The 25,276-nt window shown below is 70.4% G+C and carries 19 protein-coding genes and 1 pseudogene; 1 reads left to right on the forward strand and 19 read right to left on the reverse strand.

Annotation, left to right across the window (positions count from 1 at the left end):
- Positions 1–42: 42 nt before the first annotated feature.
- The 5 genes and pseudogenes from GWK25_RS30785 to GWK25_RS30805 all read right to left on the reverse strand — a co-directional run bounded on the left by GWK25_RS30785 (position 43) and on the right by GWK25_RS30805 (position 4,886).
- Positions 43–1,629: a Na+/H+ antiporter gene (locus GWK25_RS30785; RefSeq protein ID WP_215454644.1), complete on the reverse strand. Its 1,587-nt coding sequence runs from the start codon at positions 1,627–1,629 to the stop codon at positions 43–45.
- A 175-nt stretch (positions 1,630–1,804) separates the two neighbouring features.
- A pseudogene (locus tag GWK25_RS30790) lies at positions 1,805–2,282 on the reverse strand (GNAT family N-acetyltransferase).
- A complete protein-coding gene (locus GWK25_RS30795) occupies positions 2,279–3,223 on the reverse strand; it encodes an RluA family pseudouridine synthase (protein ID WP_215454645.1) in 945 nt (314 codons plus the stop codon). The pseudogene GWK25_RS30790 and the gene GWK25_RS30795 overlap by 4 nt, the downstream one beginning before the upstream one ends.
- A gap of 106 nt (positions 3,224–3,329) precedes the next feature.
- Positions 3,330–3,938, reverse strand: a complete 609-nt coding sequence (lspA, locus tag GWK25_RS30800) for a signal peptidase II (protein ID WP_215454646.1) — start codon at positions 3,936–3,938, stop codon at positions 3,330–3,332.
- A gap of 81 nt (positions 3,939–4,019) precedes the next feature.
- Positions 4,020–4,886, reverse strand: a complete 867-nt coding sequence (locus GWK25_RS30805; protein ID WP_215454647.1) for a TraR/DksA C4-type zinc finger protein — start codon at positions 4,884–4,886, stop codon at positions 4,020–4,022.
- A 649-nt stretch (positions 4,887–5,535) separates the two neighbouring features.
- Here GWK25_RS30805 and ileS point away from each other — a divergent pair.
- Positions 5,536–8,679 carry an isoleucine--tRNA ligase gene (gene ileS / locus GWK25_RS30810; RefSeq protein ID WP_215454648.1) on the forward strand — a complete coding sequence of 1,048 codons (3,144 nt, stop codon included), beginning with the start codon at positions 5,536–5,538 and terminating at the stop codon, positions 8,677–8,679.
- A 399-nt stretch (positions 8,680–9,078) separates the two neighbouring features.
- On the opposite strand, the gene GWK25_RS30815 is transcribed toward ileS, so the two are convergent.
- The 14 genes from GWK25_RS30815 to GWK25_RS30880 form a co-directional block, all read right to left on the reverse strand.
- A complete protein-coding gene (locus GWK25_RS30815; RefSeq protein ID WP_215454649.1) occupies positions 9,079–10,302 on the reverse strand; it encodes a DivIVA domain-containing protein in 1,224 nt (407 codons plus the stop codon).
- A gap of 46 nt (positions 10,303–10,348) precedes the next feature.
- Complete coding sequence (locus GWK25_RS30820) at positions 10,349–10,645, reverse strand: YggT family protein (protein ID WP_033528111.1); 297 nt, start codon at positions 10,643–10,645, stop codon at positions 10,349–10,351.
- A 60-nt stretch (positions 10,646–10,705) separates the two neighbouring features.
- On the reverse strand, positions 10,706–11,347 hold the full coding sequence (locus GWK25_RS30825; RefSeq protein WP_086757875.1) for a cell division protein SepF: 642 nt from the start codon (positions 11,345–11,347) through the stop codon (positions 10,706–10,708).
- Positions 11,348–11,476: 129 nt separating this feature from the next.
- Positions 11,477–12,196: a YggS family pyridoxal phosphate-dependent enzyme gene (locus GWK25_RS30830; protein WP_215454650.1), complete on the reverse strand. Its 720-nt coding sequence runs from the start codon at positions 12,194–12,196 to the stop codon at positions 11,477–11,479.
- A gap of 5 nt (positions 12,197–12,201) precedes the next feature.
- Positions 12,202–12,978: a peptidoglycan editing factor PgeF gene (gene pgeF / locus GWK25_RS30835; protein ID WP_215454651.1), complete on the reverse strand. Its 777-nt coding sequence runs from the start codon at positions 12,976–12,978 to the stop codon at positions 12,202–12,204.
- Positions 12,975–14,168 (reverse strand): cell division protein FtsZ, encoded by a 1,194-nt coding sequence (gene ftsZ, locus GWK25_RS30840; protein WP_184895212.1) that lies wholly within the window; start codon positions 14,166–14,168, stop codon positions 12,975–12,977. Before ftsZ ends, pgeF begins: the two co-directional genes overlap by 4 nt.
- Positions 14,169–14,447: 279 nt before the next feature.
- Positions 14,448–15,248: an FtsQ-type POTRA domain-containing protein gene (locus tag GWK25_RS30845; protein WP_215454652.1), complete on the reverse strand. Its 801-nt coding sequence runs from the start codon at positions 15,246–15,248 to the stop codon at positions 14,448–14,450.
- A 24-nt stretch (positions 15,249–15,272) separates the two neighbouring features.
- A complete protein-coding gene (gene murG / locus GWK25_RS30850) occupies positions 15,273–16,361 on the reverse strand; it encodes an undecaprenyldiphospho-muramoylpentapeptide beta-N-acetylglucosaminyltransferase (RefSeq protein ID WP_184895208.1) in 1,089 nt (362 codons plus the stop codon).
- Between the two features lie 6 nt (positions 16,362–16,367).
- Complete coding sequence (gene ftsW / locus GWK25_RS30855) at positions 16,368–17,714, reverse strand: putative lipid II flippase FtsW (protein ID WP_215454653.1); 1,347 nt, start codon at positions 17,712–17,714, stop codon at positions 16,368–16,370.
- Between the two features lie 88 nt (positions 17,715–17,802).
- Entirely contained in the window at positions 17,803–19,230 is a 1,428-nt protein-coding gene (gene murD / locus GWK25_RS30860; RefSeq protein ID WP_215454654.1) for a UDP-N-acetylmuramoyl-L-alanine--D-glutamate ligase, read from the reverse strand.
- A complete protein-coding gene (gene mraY / locus GWK25_RS30865) occupies positions 19,212–20,285 on the reverse strand; it encodes a phospho-N-acetylmuramoyl-pentapeptide-transferase (protein WP_215454655.1) in 1,074 nt (357 codons plus the stop codon). Before mraY ends, murD begins: the two co-directional genes overlap by 19 nt.
- Entirely contained in the window at positions 20,282–21,697 is a 1,416-nt protein-coding gene (gene murF, locus GWK25_RS30870; RefSeq protein ID WP_215454656.1) for a UDP-N-acetylmuramoyl-tripeptide--D-alanyl-D-alanine ligase, read from the reverse strand. The genes mraY and murF overlap by 4 nt, the downstream gene beginning before the upstream one ends.
- 4 nt (positions 21,698–21,701) lie before the next feature.
- Positions 21,702–23,375: a UDP-N-acetylmuramoyl-L-alanyl-D-glutamate--2,6-diaminopimelate ligase gene (locus GWK25_RS30875; protein WP_215454657.1), complete on the reverse strand. Its 1,674-nt coding sequence runs from the start codon at positions 23,373–23,375 to the stop codon at positions 21,702–21,704.
- Between the two features lie 61 nt (positions 23,376–23,436).
- Positions 23,437–25,218 (reverse strand): penicillin-binding protein 2, encoded by a 1,782-nt coding sequence (locus GWK25_RS30880; RefSeq protein WP_251829110.1) that lies wholly within the window; start codon positions 25,216–25,218, stop codon positions 23,437–23,439.
- Positions 25,219–25,276 lie beyond the last annotated feature (58 nt).

Below are 25,276 nucleotides of genomic sequence, written 5' to 3' on the forward strand. Positions count from 1 at the left end.
GGAGTCACGGGCGGGCGTGACTGGGCAAAGGGGCCGCCCACCTCACCGCAGGCTCCGCACATCCAGATGCCGCAACACCCGGTCCACCACCTCGGGATTCGCACCCGGCTCACTCCGCGCGGCCAGCACCTCGTGCCGAGCCGCGCTCAACATCTCCCCCTGGATCCGCCGCATCCGGCGAAGCCGCCGCACCCGCTGCTCATGCCCCTCGCGGCGTTCCTCCTCCCCCACCTCCGGACTGATCCGCACCCCGATCTCGAAGGCCCGCCGCAACAACCGCTCGGACATCTCCTCCGGCAGCTCCTCCACCTCCTCGATCTCCTTCAGCCGCCGCTTCGCCGCTTTCGCCGCCCGCACGGCCAACACCTTCTCGAACTCCTTCTCGGCCCCCTCGTCTGCCCGCACCCCCAACCGCCGCACCAGCCACGGCAGAGTCAGCCCCTGCAGCACCAGCGTCGCCATGATCACCCCGAACGCGATGAACACGATCTCGTCCCGGTTCGGGAACGGCGCCCCGCTGTCCGTCTCCAACGGAATCGCCAGCGCCAGCGCCACGGACGCCACCCCTCGCATCCCCGACCACCACATCACCACGGTCTCGCGCCACGACATCGGGATCTCCTCGTCGTAGTCCCGCTTCGCGTGCAACCGCCGCGCCAGCCACGTGGCCGGCAGCAGCCACACCAGCCGTACGAACACGACGACGACCACGACGGCCGCCGCCCAGCCGAGCATCTCGCCCCACCGCCCCGACGCCGTACGGATAGCGTTGTGCAGCTCCAGCCCGATCAGCCCGAACGCGACACCGGTGACCAGCGTGTCCACGACGTCCCAGACCGTGTGCCCGGCGAGCCGCGTCAGGACGTCGTCCGCGCCGAGCGCGTACTCCGCGAGGAACAACGCGGTCGTGAGCACCGCGAGCACCCCGGACCCGTGGAGCTCCTCGGCCATCACGTACGACGCGTACGGCACGAGCAGGGTCAGCCCGATCTGCAGCGTCGCGTCCTCCAGGAAGTCCATCAGCTTGTTGGCCGCCCAGCCGAGCCCGATGCCCACGGCGAGAGCGACGACGGCGGACAGCACGAGCTGGAGCGCGGCGCTGGGCCACGAGAACGATCCGCTGACGACGGCGGCGATGGCCACGTGATAGAGCACGATGGCGGTGACGTCGTTGAAGAGGCCCTCGCCCTCCAGTATCGACACCAGTCGGCGCGGCAGCCCGAGTTGTCCGGCCACGGCGGTCGCCGCCACCGGGTCGGGCGGCGCGACGAGGGCGCCGAGCGCCACGGCCGCCGCGACGGGCAGCCCGGGCACGATGGCGCCGGCCACGGCCGCCACCGCGGCGGTGGTCACGAACACGAGTGCCACGGCCAGCAGGAAGATGGGCCGCCGGTTCGCCGCGAACTGCCGCCAGGAGGTCCGCCGCACCGCCGCGTACAGCAGCGGTGGCAGCAGCAACGGCAGGATGAACTCGGGCGGGAGCTCCACATTGGGCACGGACCCGGGCAGGGCCAGGGCGATGCCGAGCAGTGTCATCAGCACCGGCGCCGGCAGCTTCAGCCGCTCCCCCACCGGCACACTGACCACGGCCCCCACCAGCAGGACGAAGAACAGGGCCAACTGATCCATGGGGGTGCTCCGCTGGTGCTAGACGATCACAACCGACCGGATGCCCAGGGTGCCCCACCCGCACCGCGGAACGCCAAAGCCAGCGCGACGCCAAAGTCAGCGCGACGCCGAAGCCAGCGCGACGCCGAAGCCAGCGCCGCGTCAGAGCCTGCGCCGCGTCAGAGCCTGCGCCGCGTCAGAGCCTGCGCCGCATCGCACGATGAGGTATGCCTGCGTCCAGGAACTCCGGCCCGTACGCCGCATACCCCAGCCGCTCGTAGAAACCCAGCGCGTGTGTCTGCGCCCCCCAGGTCCACCGCGGTCAGCCCGCGCTCCCGGGCCGCCTCCTCGACGGCCCGCACCAACGCGACCCCGAGTCCGAGCCCCCGGGCCTCGGCCACGACGGCGAGCCGCCCGAGGGACCCCACGCCGGGCTCCCCGCCGGTCTTGCCGGCGGCGGCCTCCCCGTACAGCAGCCGCCCGGCCCCGAGGGGCACCCCGTCGTCCCGCACGGCCAGGACGTGCACGGCCCCGGCGTCGTACGCGTCGTACTCCAGGTCCTCCGGCACCCCCTGCTCGACGACGAAGACCTCCTTGCGCACCGCGAAGCACGCCTCGCGGTCGCCGGGATCGTCGGCGACGCGCACCACATAGGACACCGGCACCGGACTCACGCGTACGTCTCCTCGCGCACCTTGTCGAGGGCCTTCTGCAGATCCGCGGGATAGTCGCACTCGAACTCGACCCAGCTCCCGTCCCCGGGATGCTCGAAACCGAGCCGCACGGCCTGCAGCCACTGCCGCGTGATGCCGAGCCGCTTGGCGAGCGTCGGGTCGGCACCGTACGTGAGGTCGCCGACGCAGGGGTGCCGGTGGGCGGACATGTGGACGCGGATCTGGTGGGTGCGCCCGGTCTCCAGTTTGATGTCGAGCAGGGACGCCGCCCGAAACGCCTCGACCAGGTCGTAGTGCGTGACCGAGGGTTTGCCCTCGGCGATGACCGCCCACTTGTAGTCGTGGTTGGGGTGCCGTCCGATGGGCGCGTCGATGGTGCCGCTCGTGGGGTCGGGGTGGCCCTGGACCAGCGCGTGGTACCGCTTGTCGACCGTGCGCTCCTTGAACTGGCGCTTCAGGGAGGTGTACGCGTACTCCGACTTGGCGACCACCATGAGGCCCGAGGTGCCCACGTCGAGCCGGTGCACGATGCCCTGGCGCTCGGCGGCCCCGGACGTCGAGATCCGGTACCCGGCGGCCGCGAGCCCGCCGATCACGGTGGGCCCGGACCAGCCGGGGCTGGGGTGCGCGGCCACACCGACCGGCTTGACGATCACGACCACGTCGTCGTCGTCGTGCACGATCTCCATGCCCTCGACCGGCTCGGCGACGACCTGCACCGGCGCGGGCGCCTGCGGCATCTCGACCTCCAGCCAGGCCCCGCCGTGCACCCGCTCCGACTTGCCGACCACCGACCCGTCGACCGTGACCTTCCCCGCGGCGGCGAGCTCGGCCGCCTTGGTGCGGGAGAAGCCGAACATGCGGGAGATGGCGGCGTCGACACGCTCGCCCTCCAGGCCGTCGGGCACGGGCAGGGTACGGATCTCGGGAATCGTGCTCACCCGACGAGTATGCCGGACCGTCACGACACGCCCGACCGCGCCTGTGGAAAACCCGGTCGGCCCCCGCCTCGGTCCCGCCCGGGCCCCCGCACTCGCCCGCGTGGAATCAGTCCTTGTGGACGGTCCCGTCGGGGTCGAGCCCCCGGAAGGACAGCAGCACGATCAGGATGCCGCCGCACACGATGGCCGAATCCGCGAGGTTGAAGACCGCGAAGCCCTTCGGTGCGATGAAGTCGACGACCGCGCCCTCGAAGACACCCGGCGACCGGAAGATCCGGTCGGTGAGGTTGCCCAGCGCACCGCCGAGCAGCAGACCGAGCGCGATCGCCCAGGGCAGGCTGTAGAGCTTGCGGGCGAGCCGGGCGATCACGACGATCACGATCGCCGCGATCATCGTGAAGATGATCGTGAAGGCCTCGCCGAAGCCGAAGGCCGCGCCCGCGTTGCGGATCGCCTCGAACTTCAGCCAGTCACCGATGATCTCGATCGGCTCGTGGTGCTCCAGCTTCGCGACCACGATCATCTTGCTGACCAGGTCGAGCGCGTACGCCAGCGCGGCGACCCCGAACAGCACGGCGATCCGGCGCCGCCCGCGCGGCTCGGCCGCGGCCTCGGTCCGCTGCGCCGCGGCGTCGCCGCCGTCGGACTGCTCCGGGTCGGCCCCCGTCGCGTCTGGAATGTCCGGCGTACCGATGATGCGCTCCGCCTCTGCCACGTGAGTCCCTCAACCTAGGTTCCTGACTGAGGACAAAGGTACGACACGCCCGCCGCGGACCAGCGGCTCCGTCGGAGATCGCTAGCGACGTTCCTGCTTCTGCTTGCACTCGACGCACAGTGTGGCCCGGGGGAAAGCCTGCATTCGCGCCTTTCCGATCGGATTGCCGCAGTTCTCGCAGAGCCCGTAGGTGCCCGAGGCGAGCCGGTCGAGGGCGCGCTCGGTCTGGTCGAGCATCTCGCGCGCGTTGTGGGCGAGGGACAGCTCGTGCTCGCGCGTGATGTTCTTCGCCCCGGTGTCGGCCTGGTCGTCGCCCGCGCCGTCGCCGGAGTCCCGCATCAGACCCGTCAGGGCCCGCTCGGAGGCCTCCAGCTCGGTCCTCAGCCGCACCGCCTCCGACTGCAGCTCCGTCCGGGCCTCGGCCACCTCCTCGGGGCTCCAGGGGTCCTCTCCGGGGCGTACCGCGAGCTCGCCGGGCTCCACCGCGGCGGGCCGTGCCTTGGGGACGGCGGTGGGCTTCTTCTTCGCCGCCGTAGCCGTACCAGGAGTGTTCTTCGCAACCACCGTCGTGGCTCCCGTCGTCTCGGCGGCCTCGGCCGCGCCCGCCTTCTTGACCGTGCTCTTCGTCGCAGAGGTGTTCTTCTTGGCCGTCGTCTTCCTGGCCGTCGTCCTCTTGGCGGCGGTCTTCCTGACGGCCGACGCACCACCGACCGACTTCCTGCTCGCCGACTTCTCGGCACCCGACTTCCCGACGACCGCTTCGCCCGCGACCGACTTCTCGGCCACGGTCTTCCTGGTCACCGCGTTCTTCGCCCCCGCCTTCTTCGCCACCCTCTTCTTCTCGGCCGCCTTCACCGCCGAGGCCTTCCGCCCCTCGCCCCCGCCGCCGGAGGCCACCGTGGATCTGCCGGACGCCGACTGCTTTACGGCGGTCTTCTTCGCCACCATGCCGCGCCCCTTCACATATTGTGATCTTGCACGCGTATCGTGCTGGGACGATAAATCGACCCGAGTCCCGCGGCAACGGGGCAGACCACCTGTTTCACCCCGCACCGCGACCGTCGCGCGACGAGCCTGCAAGCGTTGTGCCCAGCTCCCCGCCGGGTATTCCGCCACGCCGCACGTCCCAGGATCCGGACGCCCCACCCGCTCCATTCGGGTCATCGCGCAGGTCACCCCGCTCCCGCCCGACAACCCCGGCCGAGGTCCCGCCGGGCCCCTCCCACGGCCGCCGGAAATCCGGTCGGCCGCTGTCCGTACGGCGCCGTACACTGGGCGGAGCGAGAAGCGTGGATGGGGACGAGTAGCGTCGTACGCAGCCCAGAGCGACCCGGGGACGGTGGAAGCCCGGGGGCGAGCGCGATGTGAAGATCACCCCGGAGCCGCCGGAAGAAAGCCGCACCGCATGGCGCAGTCCGAGGGACGTGGCGAGTAGACCCGGCATCGCGACCTCAATGAGGGGGCTCACCGGCGCACACGGCGCGCAGGCGGGCCAAGGAGGGTGGTACCGCGGGAGCGCGCCGCACACGGCGTACGAAGGATCGAAGCTCTCGTCCCTCCGACGGAAGGCAGCAAGTCCGTTGGAGGAAGCCCGCTCATGACAGAGCCGACGTACCGCCAGGTGCCCGCCCAGGTCGATCTGCCCGCGCTCGAGCACGCCGTGCTCGACTTCTGGCGCGATCAGAAGATCTTCGCCAAGAGCCTGGAGCAGTCCGAGGGCCGCCCCGAGTGGGTGTTCTACGAGGGTCCGCCCACCGCCAACGGCATGCCGGGTGCCCACCACATCGAGGCGCGCGTCTTCAAGGACGTCTTCCCCCGCTTCCGCACGATGCGCGGCTACCACGTGGCCCGCAAGGCCGGCTGGGACTGCCACGGCCTCCCCGTCGAGCTGGCGGTCGAGAAGGAACTCGGCTTCAACGGCAAGAAGGACATCGAGGCGTACGGCATCGCCGAGTTCAACGCCAAGTGCCGCGACTCGGTGACCCGGCACACCGACGCCTTCGCCGAGCTGACGACCCGCATGGGCTACTGGGTCGACCTCGACGACGCCTACCGGACCATGGACCCCGAGTACGTGGAGTCCGTCTGGTGGTCGCTGAAGGAGATCTTCAACAAGGGCCTGCTGGTCCAGGACCACCGCGTCGCCCCCTGGTGCCCCCGCTGCGGCACCGGCCTGTCGGACCACGAGCTGGCGCAGGGCTACGAGACGGTCGTCGACCCCTCGGTGTACGTCCGTTTCCCGCTCACCTCCGGTCCGCTCGCCGGTGAGGCAGCGCTCCTGGTGTGGACGACCACGCCATGGACGCTGGTGTCCAACACCGCGGTCGCCGCCCACCCCGAGGTCACCTACGTGGTCGCCACGGACGGCACCGAGAAGCTCGTCGTCGCCGAGCCGCTCGTCGCCAAGGCGCTCGGCGAGGGCTGGGAGACCACTGGCCAGACCTTCACCGGCGCCGAGATGGAGCGCTGGACGTATCAACGTCCGTTCGAGCTCGTGGAGTTCCCGGCCGAGGCGCACTACGTCGTCAACGCCGAGTACGTGACGACCGAGGACGGTACGGGTCTGGTCCACCAGTCCCCCGCCTTCGGTGAGGACGACCTCAAGGTCTGCCGCTCGTACGGCCTGCCCGTGGTGAACCCGGTCCGCCCCGACGGCACCTTCGAGGAGGACGTCCCCCTCGTCGGCGGCGTCTTCTTCAAGAAGGCGGACGAACAGCTCACCGAGGACCTCCAGCAGCGTGGCCTGCTCTTCAGGCACATGCCGTACGAGCACAGCTACCCGCACTGCTGGCGCTGTCACACCGCGCTCCTCTACTACGCGCAGCCGTCCTGGTACATCCGCACCACCGCCGTCAAGGACCGCCTCCTCCAGGAGAACGAGAAGACCAACTGGTTCCCGGACTCGGTCAAGCACGGCCGCTTCGGCGACTGGCTGAACAACAACATCGACTGGGCGCTCTCCCGCAGCCGCTACTGGGGCACCCCGCTGCCGATCTGGCGCTGCGAGGAGAACCACCTGAGCTGCGTCGGCTCCCGCGAGGAGCTGAGCCGGCTCTCCGGCACCGACCACTCGGAGCTGGACCCGCACCGCCCGTTCATCGACGCGGTCACCTTCCCCTGCCCCCAGGACGGCTGCGGCAGCACGGCCACGCGCGTCCCGGAGGTCATCGACGCCTGGTACGACTCGGGCTCGATGCCGTTCGCGCAGTGGGGCTACCCGTACAAGAACAAGGAACTCTTCGAGTCCCGCTACCCGGCCCAGTTCATCAGCGAGGCCATCGACCAGACCCGCGGCTGGTTCTACACGCTGATGGCGGTCGGCACCCTGGTCTTCGACAAGTCGAGTTACGAGAACGTCGTCTGCCTCGGCCACATCCTCGCCGAGGACGGCCGCAAGATGTCCAAGCACCTGGGGAACATCCTCCAGCCCATCCCGCTCATGGACCAGCACGGCGCCGACGCCGTCCGCTGGTTCATGGCGGCCGGCGGCTCCCCCTGGGCGGCCCGCCGCGTCGGCCACGGCACCATCCAGGAGGTCGTCCGCAAGACGCTCCTCACGTACTGGAACACGGTCGCCTTCCAGGCCCTCTACGCCCGCACGTCGAACTGGGCGCCCAGCGCGGCGGACCCGGCCCCGGCCGACCGCCCGGTCCTGGACCGCTGGCTGCTCTCGGAGCTCCACGCCCTCACCGACCAGGTGACGGGGGCCCTGGAGGCATACGACACCCAGCGCGCCGGAAAGCTGCTCTCGGCGTTCGTCGACGACCTTTCGAACTGGTACGTACGCCGCTCGCGCCGCCGCTTCTGGCAGGGCGACAAGGCCGCTCTGCGCACCCTGCACGAGGTCGTCGAGACGGTCACCAAGCTGATGGCCCCGCTGACCCCGTTCATCACCGAGCGGGTCTGGCAGGACCTGATCGTTCCGGTCTCCCCGGGTGCCCCCGAGTCAGTGCACCTGGCCTCCTGGCCCGAGCCGGACCTCTCCGCCATCGACCCCGAGCTGTCGAAGCAGATGGTCCTGGTCCGCCGCCTGGTGGAGCTGGGCCGGGCCACGCGTGCGGAGTCCGGAGTCAAGACCCGTCAGCCCCTGTCCCGCGCCCTGGTGGCCGCGACGGGCTTCGACGCGCTCAACCCCGAGCTGCACGCGCAGATCACGGAGGAGCTGAACGTCAGCTCGCTGGCCTCCCTCTCCGAGGTCGGCGGCTCGCTGGTGGACACGACCGCCAAGGCCAACTTCCGCGCGCTGGGCAAGCGCTTCGGCAAGCGCGTCCAGGACGTGGCCAAGGCCGTGGCGAACGCCGACGCGGCCGCCCTGTCCCTGGCCCTGCGCGAGGGCACGGCGACGGTCGAGGTCGACGGCGAGACCATCGCCCTCGCCCCCGACGAGGTCATCATCACGGAGACGCCCCGCGAGGGCTGGTCGGTGGCCTCCGACTCGGGCGCGACCGTGGCCCTGGACCTGGAGATCACGGAGGAACTCCGCCGGGCGGGCCTCGCCCGGGACGCCATCCGCCTCATCCAGGAGGCCCGCAAGAACAGCGGTCTCGACGTGGCGGACCGGATCGCACTGCGCTGGACGGCGACGGACCCGGCGGTGAGCGCGGCGCTGACCGAGCACTCGGCCCTGATCGCGGACGAGGTCCTCGCGACGGACTTCGCCTCCGGCGAGGCCGACGACACGTTCGGCAAGCCCTTCACGGACGAGGCCCTGACGCTGACCTTCCGCCTCCGCAAGGCGTAAAGTTCCGCGCCCGCCCGAGCCACGCCCTGCCCGGCAAGGCCGTCGTCGCGCTGCGGCCGAGATGTGGCTGATCGCACGGTTCCCCGCGCCCCTTTGGCTGTCCCTGGCTGCGGGCAATCGTGCCGCTGGGGCGGCACGGGTGGGCGCAGCGGCGCCCTGTCCGCGCCGGTAAGCGCCTCCTACCCCCGCCCAGCGACAGTCACCGGGCACCCCGAAGGCCTGGGGCACCGAGAATCTCGGTGCCCCAGGCCTTCGGCGTTGCGTACGTAGGACACCCGCCCCGCCCTCGAACAGGCACCCACGGACCCCAGCCGCCCACAGCACAAGGGCGGGGCCCCGGATCTAAAATCCGGGGCCCCGCCCTGAACGCTGCCGACGCCTACGGCGTACCAGTAGTCGTCAGTTGTCGTCCTCGTCGATGAGGAACCCACGCATCGGCGAGGGAGCCTGCCCCATCGGAGAGGGGCCCTGCGGCCGGACCGGAGCCATCGGCTGGGTCATGGCCGGAGACATCTGCTGCTGACCGCCGTAGGAGGGCGCGGCCGGAGCCGGGGCACCGCCCATGCCTCCACCCATGCCGCCCGGGTTGCCGCCGTACGACGGGGCGCTCGCGCCGGCCGGAGCCATGGAGGGCGCCGGGGACGGCGGCAGCGACGCGGTCGCCGGGGTGCGCGGCGGGGCCAGCGAGTCGTCCGCCTGGGTCTCCAGCTGACGCAGCTGCGACTCCAGGTAGGACTTCAGACGCGTGCGGTACTCGCGCTCGAAGCCACGCAGGTCCTCGACCTTGCGCTCCAGCGTGGCGCGGGCGGACTCCAGGGAGCCCATCGCGACGCGGTGCTTCTCCTGCGCGTCCCGCTCCAGCGCGTCGGCCTTGGCGCGGGCGTCCCGCTCCAGACCCTCGGCGCGGCTGCGGGCCTCACCGACGATCTTGTTGGCCTCGGAACGGGCCTCGGCGATCGCCTGGTCGGCGGTCTGCTGGGCCAGCGAGAGCACACGGGCGGCGCTGTCGCCGCCGGGACCCTGGCCGGGGCCGCCCATCGGACCGCCCATGGGGCCGCCCATCGGGCCTCCCATCTGCTGCATGGGAGGCTGGCCGCCCATGGGACCCTGGCCCATCTGGCCCTGGCCCATCTGCGGCTGCATCTGGCCCTGACCCATCGGGCCCTGGCCCATCGGCCCCTGACCCATCGGGCCGGGACCCTGCTGCCCACCCTGGCCACCGGGGCCGGCGGGCAGCTGCGGAGCACCGCTCGGCAGCTGGGGCGGGCCACCCATGGGGCCCCCCATCTGCTGCGGCGGGCCCGATATGCCGGCGGGTACGGGTCCACCGGGACCTCGCATACCCTGCTGCTGCATACCGCCCTGTTGCTGCATGCCACCCTGCTGCATGCCGCCCTGCTGGTCCTGCGGCTCCGGCGGCTTGCGCATGTTCTGCTGGTTCTGGGCAGCGGCGCGCGTGGCCGCGGCCAGTTTGGCGCGCAGGTCCTCGTTCTCGCGGAGCAGGCGCGTCAGTTCGGCTTCGACCTCATCGAGGAAGGCATCGACCTCGTCCTCGTCATAGCCTTCTCGGAGGCGGACGGTCGTGAACTGCTTGTTCCGCACGTCCTCGGGGGTCAACGGCATCTCTTCACCTCAACGTAGTCGTCGGCATTCGGCAAGACCGCATCTCTCACACCGCTCCCATCCCGCTGGCTACCACCGCACGCAGGATGAAAACGATGATCATCAGCACGAAGAAGGACAGGTCGAGCGCCACGCCCCCGAGACGCAGCGGCGGAATGAACCGCCGCAGAAGCTTGAGCGGTGGATCGGTGACAGTGTAGGTGGCCTCCAGAACGACCACCATCGCCTTGCCGGGTTGCCATGAGCGGGCGAACTGGAAGACGTAGTCCATGACCAACCGGAAGATCAACACGATGAAGAACACCGTCAGCGCGATGTAGAGGATCGTCAAGACCACGCTCATGTCCGGTGTTTCCCTCTCCCCAATGCCGTGTTGCTCTACCGCTGTTTTCGGTCGTACGTCTCAGCTCTGGTTGAAGAACCCGCCCTCTGCGATGCGGGCCTTGTCCTCCGCCGTGACATCGACGTTAGCAGGCGACAACAGGAACACCTTCTGCGTCACCCGCTCGATGCTGCCGTGAAGACCAAACACCAAACCGGCCGCAAAGTCGACAAGTCGCTTCGCATCTGTGTCGTCCATCTCAGTCAGATTCATGATCACCGGGGTGCCCTCACGGAAGTGTTCCCCGATGGTACGGGCCTCGTTGTAGGTCCGCGGGTGCAACGTGGTGATCCGGTAAGGCTCTCGTTCGGACACGACCTTGGGCATGATCACCGGTGCGTTCTTCTCCAGACTCGAACGTTCTTGTGTGATGGACGCCACGGGTGCGATCCGGGCGGGTCGCACCGATTCCGCGGGGAGCGAAGTGGCGTGCGACACCGGCTCGCGCTGCACCGGGGGCTGCACCACTCGCACCGATTCATCCCTTTGGGACTGGTGTGACTGGTGTGACTGGTGCACCGGCTCGTGCCGGCGGTGGTCCCGCTCGGGCTCCGGGTCGAGCTCGGGCTCGAAGTCGTCATCGGGGTCGAATCCCCTGCCGTCGTACCCATCGTCCTCCACGAGGCCGAGGTAGACCGCCATCTTGCGCATCGCGCCGGCCATGCTCTGAGTCCTCCGCTCTGTGGTGGATCGACTGACGACTTCCCAAGTGCCCGCGATCCACGAGGTCGTTGCGCCCGCCTCTCGACGGAATGACCATATTTTCTGCTGTGGTCCGACTTCTTGGCGACGTTACCCGAGCCCGGCACGGACTCCGAGTACCGCAGTGCCGACGCGTACATGTGTCGCTCCGGCCGCCACGGCATCCTCGAGGTCCGCACTCATTCCTGCGGAGACCATGTTCGCAGCCGGATGGGCTCGGCGCAGGTCGGTCGACAAATCCATCAACCGCTCGAACGCGGCCCGTTGGCGTCCGGCGTACTGCCCGGTGAGCGGCGCGACGGTCATCAGACCATCGACCCGCACCCCCGGCGACCGGGCCAGGAGGTCGGCCAGCTCTTCGATTCCGCCCGGACCGACACCTCCTCGCTCTCCCCGGCCGCTCTCGTCGGCGTCGAGGGCGACCTGGATGAGACATCCCACCTCACGTCCGGCCCTGACGGCTTCTTTCGACAGAGCCGTGACAAGCCTGGAACGATCGACGGACTGCACGAGATCCGCGTAACGCACCACAGAACGGACCTTGTTGGTCTGCAACTGCCCCACGAAGTGCCACACAAGGGGCAGATCCGAGCATTCGGTCGCCTTGGGTGCCGCGTCCTGGTCCTTGTTCTCGGCGACGTGGCGCACACCGAGCTGCGACAGGATCCGCACATCGCTCGCCGGGTAGGTCTTGGTGACCACGATCAGGGTCACCTCCTCCCGCTTGCGGCCCGCGGCCACGCAGGCCGCGGCGATGCGCTCCTCCACCTTCGCCAGGTTTTCGGCGAGTTGTGCCTTACGGTCGGTCATGCCCCTCAGCCCAGCCAGACATATCCCGCGAGTCGCCCTGTGGCGCGGTCGCGACGGTACGAGAAGTGATCGCGCGACTCCAGCGTGCACACGGGCGACTGCTCCCGGTCGCGCACTCCGAGGCGCTCCAGCTGTGCGTGCACTCCGGCGCACACATCCACGGAGGGCGTGCCCCAACTGGTCTCGGCGTACGCCGCCGGCTCGATGGTGGCCACCTCGGCGCGCATCGCCTCGGGCACTTCGTAACACCGGCCGCAGACGGCGGGTCCGGTGCGGGCGACGATCCGGTCGGGGGCGGCACCGAGTTGGGTCATGGCCCGCACGGCCGCGGGGACGACCCCGGCGATCATGCCGGGCCGGCCCGCGTGAGCGGCGGCGACGACCCCGGCGACGGGGTCGGCCAGCAGCACGGGCACGCAGTCGGCGGTGAGGACGGCGAGCGCGAGGCCGCGCCGGGTGGTGACGATCGCGTCGACGGACGGAATGCCGGCGGAGGCGGAGGCGGACCCGGGGCCGGTGCCGGACCCGGTACCGGAGTCGGAGCCCCAAGGTCCGTCGACCACGGCGACATCCGCGCCGTGCACCTGGTTCATCCAGACGACCCGGTCGGGTTCCAGACCCAGCGACTTGGCCGCCAGCTCCCGGTTGGTCGTCACGGCGGACGGGTCGTCCCCGACCGCCCCGCCGAGATTGAGCTCCTCATACGGAGCGGCGCTCACCCCGCCCCACCTGTCGGTGAAGGCGAAGTGCGCGCCGCTCACGTTCTCGCGCCGTCCTATCACTTGAGGAAGTCCGGCACGTCCAGCTCCTCCGCGGCGCTGTCCGAGTAGGACCGGGACGGCGGGACCGGCGGGGCGACCGGAACCTCGTTCACCGGTTCCGGGGCGGGCGCCGGCGGCTCCTCCTTCGGCTTGACGCTGCCGAGCGAGCCGAAGGACGGGCGGTTCTCGGCGGGCCGCGCCGGAGCGGGCTCCTCACGCTTGGCCGCGGCCGAGCCGAGGATGTTGTCCCGCTTGGCCGGGGGCTGGCCGCCGTCGAAGCCGGCCGCGATGACCGTGACCCGGACCTCGTCGCCGAGGGCGTCGTCGATGACCGCGCCGAAGATGATGTTGGCCTCGGGGTGCGCGGCCTCGCTGACCAGCTGGGCGGCCTCGTTGATCTCGAACAGACCGAGGTCCGAGCCGCCGGAGATGGAGAGCAGGACGCCGCGGGCGCCGTCGATGGAGGCTTCCAGGAGCGGCGAGGAGATCGCCATCTCGGCGGCGGCCACCGCGCGGTCGTCGCCGCGGGCCGAGCCGATGCCCATGAGCGCCGAACCGGCCTCGGACATGACGGACTTGACGTCGGCGAAGTCGAGGTTGATCAGACCGGGGGTGGTGATCAGGTCGGTGATGCCCTGGACACCGGAGAGCAGGACCTGGTCGGCCGACTTGAACGCGTCCAGCACGGAGACCTGGCGGTCCGAGATGGACAGCAGCCTGTCGTTCGGGATGACGATGAGGGTGTCGACCTCTTCGCGCAGTTCGGCGATGCCGTCCTCGGCCTGGTTGGCGCGGCGGCGGCCCTCGAAGGTGAACGGGCGGGTGACCACGCCGATGGTGAGGGCGCCGAGGGAGCGGGCGATGTTGGCCACGACGGGCGCGCCGCCGGTGCCGGTGCCGCCGCCCTCGCCGGCCGTCACGAAGACCATGTCGGCCCCCTTGAGGACCTCCTCGATCTCCTCGCGGTGGTCCTCGGCGGCCTTCCGGCCGACGGCCGGGTTGGCGCCGGCGCCGAGTCCGCGGGTGAGTTCACGGCCGACGTCGAGCTTGACGTCGGCGTCGCTCATCAACAGAGCTTGCGCGTCGGTGTTGATGGCGATGAACTCGACGCCCTTGAGACCGACCTCGATCATCCGGTTGATGGCATTGACACCACCGCCGCCGACACCGATGACTTTGATGACTGCGAGGTAGTTCTGCGGTGCTGCCACGTCGAAGGCCTCTCGCCTCGAGTTACGTGTCGCCGCTTCGCGGGGTACCCGCGAGCCGACGACTGATGCCGAAGTGGGACGGTCCGAACGCCGACCCGAACCCTAACGCTGAAGTTTAGGGTTACCAGTGTGACTGTTCCTTGGACTCTTCCGAACAGGACACTAAGTCGACAAGTGGCGCACGTTCAACGAACACGCCGAACCTCCCGTTTTTCTTTTCACCCTATGTGATCAGCCATAGCGATGCCCAACCAGGGTGCTGGCCTGCGCGGATGTGCGTCAACTCCCCGATGACGCGGGCGCGGTGGGGACACTCACGTCGAAGTGCCCCGCATCGGGCGCCGCTTTCATCAGGGCGGTGAGCGCGCGGCCCTTCGCGCGCCCCCGCTCCGCACTCCCCCAGGCGACCGTACGGTCCCCGCTCAGCTCCAGCGAGATGGCGTCGTAGGAGCGGACCTTGACGACCAGGGTCTGGTGCGCGATCGCGGCCGGAATCGCGTCGGCGACCCGCACGGCCTCCCGCACGAGCCGGTCCTCGCCGAATCTCCGCAGACTGGCGGCGGACGAACCGGACCTGGAGACCGTCAATTCCAGGAAGGGAACGCCGTCCGGGGCGCGTGAAACCGTGGCAAAACGCACACCTTTCGCGTCCACTTCGACGTACTTGCCCGAATTCCCGGCCGCTTCGACAATCAGAACCGGAGTACGTTCACTCACTTTCAGCCCGATTCCATGGGGCCAGGAACGGGTTACCTCGACCGAGTCGATTCGGGGCAATTCCGCGAGCAGTCGTGACTCGATCGCGTCGAGGTCGACGGAGATCAGCGGGTCGCCGAGCGGCACGGCGGCCACCTCGCGCACCTGGGCCTCCGTCAGCACCCGGGTGCCCGACACGGAGACCTGCTCGGCCCTCAGCCACGAGGAGCCGTAGAGGGTCCAGGCGGAGCCGCCCGCGATCAGGACCAGGGCGACCGCGGCGGCGATCAGCGCCCGGGGGCCGGGGAGTCGCCGCCTGGGCGGCGGGCCGGAGTCCAGATCCTCGTCTGCACCGCGCTCGGCGGTGCTGGTCGGTCCGGCCACACTCCCCTGCCTCCTGCCGCGCCCTTAACGGCGCGACGCGATCGCCTCGTACACCATCCCGACGAGCAGGTCGTCGGCGTCCCGGCGGCCGAACTCGCTGGCGGCGCGGGACATCTCGTACAGCCGGTGCGGGTCGGCGAGGACGGGCAGCACGTTCTGCTGCACCCACTGGGGGGTCAGTTCCGCGTCGTCGACCAGCAGTCCGCCGCCGGCCTTGACCACCGGCTGGGCGTTCAGTCGCTGTTCGCCGTTGCCGATGGGCAGCGGGACGTAGGCGGCCGGGAGCCCGACGGCAGAGAGTTCGGCGACGGTCATCGCGCCTGCGCGGCAGAGCATCATGTCGGCCGCGGCGTACGCGAGGTCCATCCGGTCCACGTACGGTACCGGGATGTAAGGGGGCATTCCCGGCATCTGGTGTACCTGCGGCAGTTCGTTCTTCGGGCCGACCGCGTGCAGGATCTGGATCCCGGCCTGCTGGAGGTAGGGCGCGACCTGCTGGACGACCTCGTTGAGCCGGCGCGCGCCCTGGGAGCCGCCGGAGACCAGGAGGGTCGGCAGGTTGGGGTCGAGGCCGAACAGCGCGCGGGCCTCGGGGCGCACGGCGGCCCGGTCGAGGGTGGCGATGGAGCGGCGCAGCGGGATGCCGATGTAGCGGGCGTCGCGGAGCTTGCTGTCCGGGGTGGAGACGGCGACCTGGGCGGCGTACCGGGAGCCGATCTTGTTGGCGAGGCCGGGGCGGGCGTTGGCCTCGTGGACGATGATCGGCACGCCGAGCCGCTTGGCGGCCAGGTAGCCGGGCAGGGCGACGTAGCCGCCGAAGCCGACGACCGCGTCCGCCTTGGTGCGCTCCAGGATCTGCTCGGTCGCCTTGATCGTGCCGCGCAGCCGGCCGGGCACGGTGATCAGCTCGGGGGTGGGCTTGCGCGGCAGGGGTACGGCGGGGATCAGCGCGAGTTCGTAGCCGCGCTCGGGGACGAGGCGTGTCTCGAGGCCGCGCTCCGTGCCCAGGGCCGTGATGCCCACGGTCGGGTCCTGCCTGCGCAGGGCGTCCGCGAGCGCGAGCGCGGGCTCGATGTGACCGGCGGTTCCGCCACCGGCGAGTACGACATGCACCGAAATTCACCGCTCTCCGGACGAACGTGCCGAGACACGCCGTCGCATCGTGTTCCATCTCCCGGGCCCCGAAGGGCCGCCGCCTCGTTTTCTACCAAAGCGAGGTTGCCGCATCGCAAGCGCCGCCCGCGCAGCGGGTTCGTCGCGCGCGAACGCGATGAGCAACCCGATGGCGAACATGGTCGGCAGCAGGGCGGATCCCCCGTAGGAGAACAGCGGGAGCGGGACTCCGGCGATCGGCAGCAGACCGAGCACCGCACCGATGTTGATCACCGCCTGAGCGGTGATCCAGGTGGTCACGCCTCCCGCGGCATACCTGACGAAGGGGTCCTCCGTGCGTCCGGCCACGCGGATACCCGCATAGCCTAGAGCCGCGAAGAGGGCGAGCACCGACAGCGTCCCCGCGAGGCCCAGTTCCTCACCGGTGACGGCGAAGATGAAGTCGGTGTGCGCTTCCGGGAGTTGGCCCCATTTTTCCACACTGGCACCGAGCCCGGAGCCGAAGATTCCGCCCGACGCCAGGGCGTAGATGCCGTGCACGGCCTGCCAGCAGTCGGCGCCGGTCCGGGGCTCGGTGGCTCCGATGCAGGCCAGGCGGCCCATCCGGTTCTCGCTGGTGGTGATCAGGACGAGCCCGAGGAGTCCGGCGACCGACAGCACGCCCGCGAAGAGCCGCGTCGGGGCGCCCGCGAGCCACAGCAGGCCGAACAGGATCGCCGTGAGAATGATCGCGGTGCCCATGTCACCCCCGAGCATGATCAGCCCGAGGAGCAGGAACGCCACCGGAACGAGCGGCACCAGCATGTGCTTCCACTGTGTGAGCAGCCGCTTGTCCTCCTTGCGGGCCAGCAGGTCGGCACCCCACAGTACGAGCGCCAGCTTCCCGAACTCGCTGGGCTGGATCTGGAAGGAGCCGCCGACGGCGATCCAGTTCTGGTTGCCGTTGACCGACTGCCCTATCCCGGGCACTTGAACCAGGGCCATCAGGAACACACAGCCGGCCAGGATCGGATACGCCAGCGCACGGTGCAGCTTGACCGGCATCCGCGAGGCCACGAGCAGCAGCAGGGCGCCGATCGAGGCCGAGAGGAACTGCTTGCGGAAGAAGAACGTCCCGGGCAGCGACTTCTGCAGGGCGGTGATCTGCGAGGCCGAGTAGACCATCACCAGCCCCAGCACGGTGATCAGCAGACTGCCGCCGAGGATCAGGTAGTACGCGGTCAGCGGCCGGTCCCAGGCCTTGCGCGCCCGGGTGTGCAGCCGCCGCAGGGGGTTCTCGCGCGGCGGCCGGGGGACGGGGGGCCGCCGGGTGACACGCTGGAGGGGCGCACGGCTCGTACGGCTACTCGGCATCGGGGGCGCCCTCGCCGCCGACCGACCAGTTCCGTGTCACGCGTCCCTCCCAGTCTCACCCGGCGCCGCCAGGCGAAGCCGGGCCGGGTCAGCCGTCCGTGGAGGCCAGTTCGCGCACAGCCTCCGCGAACGCGTCCCCACGCCTGTTGTAGTTGACGAACATGTCCATCGACGCACAGGCCGGCGCCAGCAGCACCGTGTCGCCCGTCCGTGCCAGCGTCCGCGCCTCGCGGACTGCGGCGAGCATCGCCCCAGTGTCGGTCCGGTCGAGGTCGACGACCGGCACTTCGGGCGCGTGTCGCGCGAGCGCTTCCCGGATCAGCGCGCGATCCGCGCCGATCAGCACGACGCCCCGCAGCCGCCCGGCGGCACCGGCGACGAGTTCGTCGAAGGTGGCTCCCTTGGCGAGTCCGCCGGCGATCCACACGATCGACTCGTACGCCGCCAACGAGGCCCCCGCCGCATGCGTGTTGGTGGCCTTGGAGTCGTCGACGTACGCCACGCCGTCCACGTCGGCGACATGCGCGATGCGGTGGGCGTCCGGGGTGAAGGCCCGCAGACCGTCGCGTACGGCCGCGGCGGGCACCCCGTAGGCGCGGGCGAGGGCGGCCGCCGCGAGGGCGTTGGCGATGTTGTGCGGGGCCGGCGGGTTCACGTCCGAGACCTCGGCGAGTTCCTGGGCGTTCTTCTGCCGGTTCTCGACGAAGGCACGGTCGACCAGGATGCCCTCCACCACACCGAGTTGGGACGGGCCGGGCGTGCCGAGCGTGAACCCGATGGCCCGGCAGCCCTCCTCGACATCCGCCTCGCGCACCAGATCCTCGGTGGCCTTGTCGGCGACGTTGTAGACGCAGGCGATCCGGTTGCCCTCGTAGACGCGGCCCTTGTCGGCGGCGTACGCCTCCATGGAGCCGTGCCAGTCGAGGTGGTCGGGGGCGAGGTTGAGCACGGCGGCGGAGTGGGCGCGCAGGGAGGGCGCCCAGTGCAGCTGGTAGCTGGAGAGCTCGACGGCCAGGACGTCGTACTCCTCGTCACCGAGGACCGCGTCCAGCAGCGAGACCCCGATGTTGCCGACGGCGGCCGTGCGCAGGCCCGCCGCCGTCAGGATCGAGGCGAGCATCTGGACGGTGGTGGTCTTGCCGTTGGTGCCCGTGACGGCCAGCCAGGGGGCGGCGTCGGGGCCCCGCAGCCGCCAGGCGAGTTCGACGTCGCCCCAGATCTCCAGGCCGGCCGCGCGGGCGGCCGTGAAGAGCGGCTTGTCCGGCTTCCAGCCCGGGGCGGTGACGACGAGTTCGGTGCCCTCCGGCAGGGTCGCGCCGTCGCCGAGGCGCACGGTGATGCCGAGCGCCTCCAGTTCGGCGGCCTGCGCGCGGGCGCGTTCGTCGTCGCCGTCGTTGACGACCGTGACGGCCGCGCCGAGGCCGTGCAGGACCTTGGCCGCCGGGATGCCCGAGACGCCCAGCCCGGCGACGGTGACGTGCTTGCCCTGCCAGTCGGTCACTTGTCCGCTGCCCATCCCGCGTAGAAGAGGCCCAGTCCGACGATCACACAGATGCCCTGGATGATCCAGAAGCGGACCACGACCAGGACCTCGGACCAGCCCTTGAGCTCGAAGTGGTGCTGGAGCGGGGCCATCCGGAAGACCCGCTTGCCGGTCAGCTTGAACGAGCCGACCTGGATGACGACCGACATGGTGATGAGGACGAACAGGCCGCCGAGGAGCGCGAGGAGCAGCTCGGTGCGGGAGCAGATCGCGAGACCGGCGAGCGCGCCGCCGAGGGCGAGCGAGCCGGTGTCGCCCATGAAGATCTTGGCCGGCGAGGTGTTCCACCACAGGAAGCCCAGGCAGGCGCCCATCAGCGCGGAGGCCACGATCGCCAGATCGAGCGGATCTCGTACCTCGTAACAGGCGGACGGGTTGGTCAGGGTCTGCGTGTTGGCGCAGGACTCCTGGAACTGCCAGACACCGATGAACGTGTACGCGCCGAAGACGAGCACGGAGGCGCCGGTGGCGAGGCCGTCCAGACCGTCGGTCAGGTTCACGCCGTTCGACATGGCGAGAATCATGAACAGGGCCCAGATGACGAAGAGCACCGGGCCGATCGTCCAGCCGAAGTCCTGGACGAAGGAGAGCTTGGTGGAGGCCGGGGTCTGGTCGCGGGCGTCCGGGAACTGCAGCGCGAGGACCGCGAAGGCGATGCCGACGATCAGCTGGCCGGCCATCTTCGCCTTGGCCCGCAGACCCAGCGACCGCCGCTTGACGATCTTGATGTAGTCGTCGAGGAAGCCGACGAGGCCCATGCCGCCCATCAGGCCGAGCACCAGCAGACCGGAGAAGGTCGGCGGCTGGCCCGTGATCACCTTGGCGAGGAAGTACGCGACGATCGTCGCCAGGATGAAGGCGATACCACCCATGGTCGGCGTACCGCGCTTGCTGGCGTGCTCGCGCGGGCCGTCGTCGCGGATGTACTGGCCGTAGCCCTTGCGGGCCAGCAGCTTGATCAGCAGCGGGGTGCCGACCAGGGTCAGGAAGAGGCCAATGACTCCTGCGAACAGGATCTGCTTCATCATCGGGCGGCAACCTCGCCCTCGTTGCCGCTGTCGAGCAGCGCCTGCGCCACGCTCTCGAGCCCGACCGACCGGGACGCCTTCACGAGTACGACGTCTCCCGGGCGCAACTGACTGCGCAACAGGTCGATCGCCGCCTGTGCGTCGGACACGTGCACCGACTCCTCACCCCACGAACCCTCGTTGTATGCGCCCAGTTGCAGCCAGGACGCTTCCCTGTCCCCGACCGCGACGAGCTTGCCGACATTGAGCCGGACGGCGAGCCGTCCGACCGCGTCGTGCTCGGCGAGCGATTCGTCCCCGAGCTCGGCCATCTTGCCGAGCACCGCCCAGGTCCGCCGCCCCTTGCCCATGGCCGCGAGCGCGCGCAGAGCGGCCCGCATGGACTCGGGGTTCGCGTTGTAGGCGTCGTTGACGACCGTCACGCCGTCCGGGCGCTCGGTGACCTCCATGCGCCAGCGGGAGAGGGAGCCCGCCTCGGAGAGCGCGGTGGCGATCTCACTTGCGGACATGCCCAGCTCATGGGCGACGGCGGCCGCGGCGAGCGCGTTCGACACGTGGTGCTCACCGTACAGGCGCATGGTCACATCGCTTGCACCGGAGGGTGTGTGAAGCCTGAACGAGGGCTGTCCGGCCTCGGTGAGCGTCACGTTCTCGGCGCGTACGTCCGCTTCGCCGGACTCTCCGAAGAGGATCACCCGGGCCTTCGTACGGGAGGCCATCGCGCGCACGAGGGGGTCGTCGGCGTTGAGGATCGCGGCACCGCCCTCCTCCGCGGACGGCAGCGCCTCCACCAGCTCGCCCTTGGCCTGCGCGATCTGCTCGCGACCGCCGAACTCGCCGATGTGGGCGGTGCCGACGTTGAGCACGAGACCGACCCTCGGCGGGGTCAGCTCGGTGAGGTACCGGATGTGGCCGATGCCGCGGGCGCCCATCTCCAGGACGAGGAAACGGGTCTCCTCCGTGGCGCTGAGGGCGGTGAGGGGCAGCCCGATCTCGTTGTTGAGGGAGCCGGGCGTGAACACCGTCGGCGCCTTGCGCCGGAGCACCTGGGCGATCAGGTCCTTGGTGCTGGTCTTGCCGGCGGAGCCGGTGAGGGCGACCAGGGTCGTGCCGAGCTTGCGCACGACGTGCCGGGCGAGGGCGCCGAGCGCCGCCTGCACGTCCGGCACCACGATCGCGGGCACGCCGACGGGGCGGGACGCCAGCACCGCTGCCGCGCCCGCCTCGACGACCGCGGCCGCGAAGTCGTGTCCGTCCACGCGCTCGCCCGCGAAGGCGACGAAGAGGCTGCCGGCTTCCACCTCACGGGAGTCCCGGACGACCGGTCCGGTGACCAGCGCCGACGGATCCGGTATGTCGTGCGTCTGCCCGCCGACGACTTCTGCGATCTCGGCGAGAGAGAGGGCGATCACAAGTTCATCCCTGGGTCTGCTGGATAGCTTCGCGGAGCACCTGGCGGTCGTCGAAGGGACGGACCACGCCGGCGATGTCCTGGCCCTGCTCATGGCCCTTGCCCGCGACGAGCACGGTGTCGCCCGGCCGCGCGCGGGCCACGGCCGCGGCGATCGCGGCGGCCCGGTCCTCGAAGAGGAGGACCTCGCCGCGCTCGTGGGCCGGCACGGACGCCGCGCCCTCGAGCATGGTCGCGAGGATCGCGAGGGGGTCCTCGGAGCGGGGGTTGTCGGAGGTCAGTACGGCGGTGTCGGAGAGCCGGGCCATGGCGGCACCCATCGGGCCGCGTTTGGTGGTGTCCCGGTCGCCGCCGCAGCCGAGCACGACGTGCAGCCTGCCCTCGGTGACCTTGCGCAGCGCCTTGAGGACCGACTCGACGGCGTCCGTCTTGTGGGCGTAGTCGACGACCGCGAGGTACGGCTGCCCGGCGTCCACCCGCTCCAGCCGGCCCGGCACACCCGGTACGGCCGCGATGCCGTCGGCGGCGGTCTGCGGGTCGATGCCGGCCACGGCCAGCGCGGCCACGGCCGCGAGGGTGTTGGCGACGTTGAAGGCGCCCGGCAGCGGCGACCTGGCGACGATCCGCTCGCCCTTGGGTCCGACCGCGGTGAACGTCGAGTCCAGCGGGCCGACCCGGACGTCCTCGGCGCGCCAGTCGGCGTCGGGGTGTCCCTCGGCGGAGAAGGTGACGACCGGGACGGTGGCCTCGTCGACGAGCCGACGGCCGTACTCGTCGTCGAGGTTGACGACGCCGAGCCTGCTGCGCTCCGGGGTGAAGAGCTGCGCCTTGGCCTGGAAGTAGTCCTCCATGCCGGAGTGGAACTCCATGTGCTCCGGGCTGAGGTTGTTGAAGACCGCGACGTCGAAGACACAACCGTCGACCCGGCCGAGGACCAGCGCGTGGCTGGAGACCTCCATGACGACCGAGTCCACACCACGTTCGCGCATGACGGCGAACAGGGCCTGGAGGTCGGTGGCCTCGGGGGTGGTCCGCTCGGACTTGATGCGCTCGTCGCCGATGCGCATCTCGACGGTGCCGATGAGTCCGGTGGAGCGGACGGTCCGCAGACCGCCCTCCACGAGGTAGGCGGTGGTGGTCTTGCCCGAGGTGCCGGTGATGCCGATCTGCAGCAGGTCGCCGCCCGGCCGGCCGTAGATGGTGGCCGCCAGCTCGCCCATCCGCGCCCGCGGGTTCTCGACGACGAGGGCGGGCAGCCCGGCCGCGGCGGCGCGCTCGGCACCGCCGGGGTCGGTGAGGACGGCGACGGCACCGAGGCCGACGGCCTGGTCGACGAAGTCGGCTCCGTGCAGACGGGCACCGGGCAGGGCGGCGTACAGGTCGCCGGGGCGGACGGCACGCGAGTCGTGGGTGATGCCCGTGACCTGGGTGGTGTCCGCGCTCGCCGGCTGTTCGGCACCCAGCTGACCGGCGAGTTCCGCGAGGGGTGTGGCGGAGGCGTGGGCCGGCCTGGGCGGTCCCGGATATGTCACGGGAACGTCCTTCTGGGTGGTTTGGGACTGATCAGCGTGTGGCACGGCGGTGAGCGTACCGGGCGCACCCCCGCCGGGGCGAAGCGAGGGTTTGTGCGAGCGGGGCTCAAAGGCGTGGTTCCCGGGGTCGGGAGTGATCATGGTCACGAGTCGGTTCCTGGCTGTTGCGCTGATCGGCGGGCGGATCGGGGTGGGGACGGGAGGCGGGTCAGGGGGCGAAGGTGACGGGCAGGTTCGCGGGCTTGGCCCCGGTGGGCGGCACCTGGAGGGTCTTCAGGGCGAACTCCATGACCTCCTTGTAGATGGGGCCGCAGATCTGGCCGCCGAAGTAGTTGCCCTTGGTGGCGTTCTGGATCGCGCAGTAGACGGTGATCCGTGGCTTGTCGGCGGGCGCGAACCCGGCGAACGACGAGGTGTAGCCCCGGTATCTGCCGGTGGCCGGATCCACACGGTTGGCCGTACCCGTCTTGCCCGCGACCCGGTAGCCGGGGATGCGGGCCTTGGTACCCGTGCCCTCCTCGTCGTCCACGACGGACTCCAGCATCCGGGCGAGGGTCTTCGCCGTCCTCTCGCTCACGACCCTGGTCTTCCCCGGCTTCGGTGCGGGGGTGAAGCGGCCGTCGGGCCCCTTGGTGCCCCGTACGAGGGTCGGTTCGACGCGTACGCCGCCGTTCGCGATGGTCGAGTAGACGGAGGTCGCCTGCATGGCGTTCATCGACACGCCCTGGCCGAACGGGATCGTGTACTGCTGCGAGGTCGACCAGTCGCCGGGCGCTGCGAGGATGCCCTTGGTCTCGCCGGGGAAGCCCAGACCGGTGTAGTCGCCGAGGCCGAACTTGCGCAGGTAGTCGTAGAGGATCTTGTTGGACTCCTGCTGGTTCCGGCCGAGTTCGCCGGTGGCGAGGATCGTGCCGATGTTGCTCGACTTGGCGAGGACGCCGTTGAGCGTCAGGTACCAGGTCGGGTGGTCGATGTCGTCCTTGAAGAGCCGGTCGCCCCGGTGCAGCCGGTTGGGCACGGTGACATGGGTGCCGGGGGTGGCGACGTTCTCCTCCAGCACGGCGGCCATCGACATGACCTTGGCTGTGGAGCCGGGCTCGTAGGCGTCCTGGAGGGCCGCGTTGCCGAGCGCCTCCGGGTTCGCTCTGGTGAGGTCATTGGGGTCGAAGCCGGGCGAGTTGGCCATGGCGAGGATCTCGCCGGTGCGGGTGTCCTGCACCATCACGTAACCGCGGTCCGCCTTGGACTTCTTCACCTGCTCGGTGATGGCGTTCTGCGCGGCCCACTGGATGTCGCGGTCGATGGTCAGCTCGACGTCGGAGCCGGCGACCGCCGGGGTCTCGGTGGAGCCCGCGGTGGGCACGAGACGGCCGCCCGACTGGGCGTAGCGGATCTTGCCGTCCTTGCCCGACAGACGGCTGTTCCACTGCTGCTCGATACCGCCGCCGCCCTTGCCCTCGGCGTTGACCCAGCCCAGTATCCCGGCGGCGAGGTCGCCGTTGGGGTACACGCGCTTGCTGCTGGGCTCCTGGAAGACGCCCGCCAGGACGTTGACCGTGCCCTTCTCGTCCGCGGCCCGCTTGACGAGCGCGGTCTTCAGGTCGCTGATCTGGTTCCAGACCTGGGGGGTCTGACGACGGGCGAGCAGCACATAGCGCGTGTTCTTCGTGCGGAGCTTCTCGGTGATCGTCTCCTGGTCGGCGCCGAGGATCGGCGCGAGGAGCGCGGCCGCCTGTTCGGGCCCGTCGTCGATCTTCAGCTCTTCGCGCGTGAACATCGTCGGATCGGCGGTGATGTCGTTGGCGTCGGTACTCATCGCCAGGGCGACGCCGTTGCGGTCGGTGATGCCGCCGCGCTCGGCCGCCAGCACCCGGCCGACGTAACGGTTCTGGTCGGCTTTGGCCGCGTACTCGCTCGCGTCGACGGCCTGTACCTGGAGCAGCCGCACGACGAAGGCGATCATCACCAGGGTCAGCGCGAGACTCACCATGCGCAGCCGGGGACGGGGGCTGCCCAGCCGGATGGTGCGCCCGGGCGGCTGTCGCGGT

Source organism: Streptomyces sp. ATCC 21386 (assembly GCF_018728545.1).
Taxonomy (GTDB): Bacteria; Actinomycetota; Actinomycetes; order Streptomycetales; family Streptomycetaceae; genus Streptomyces.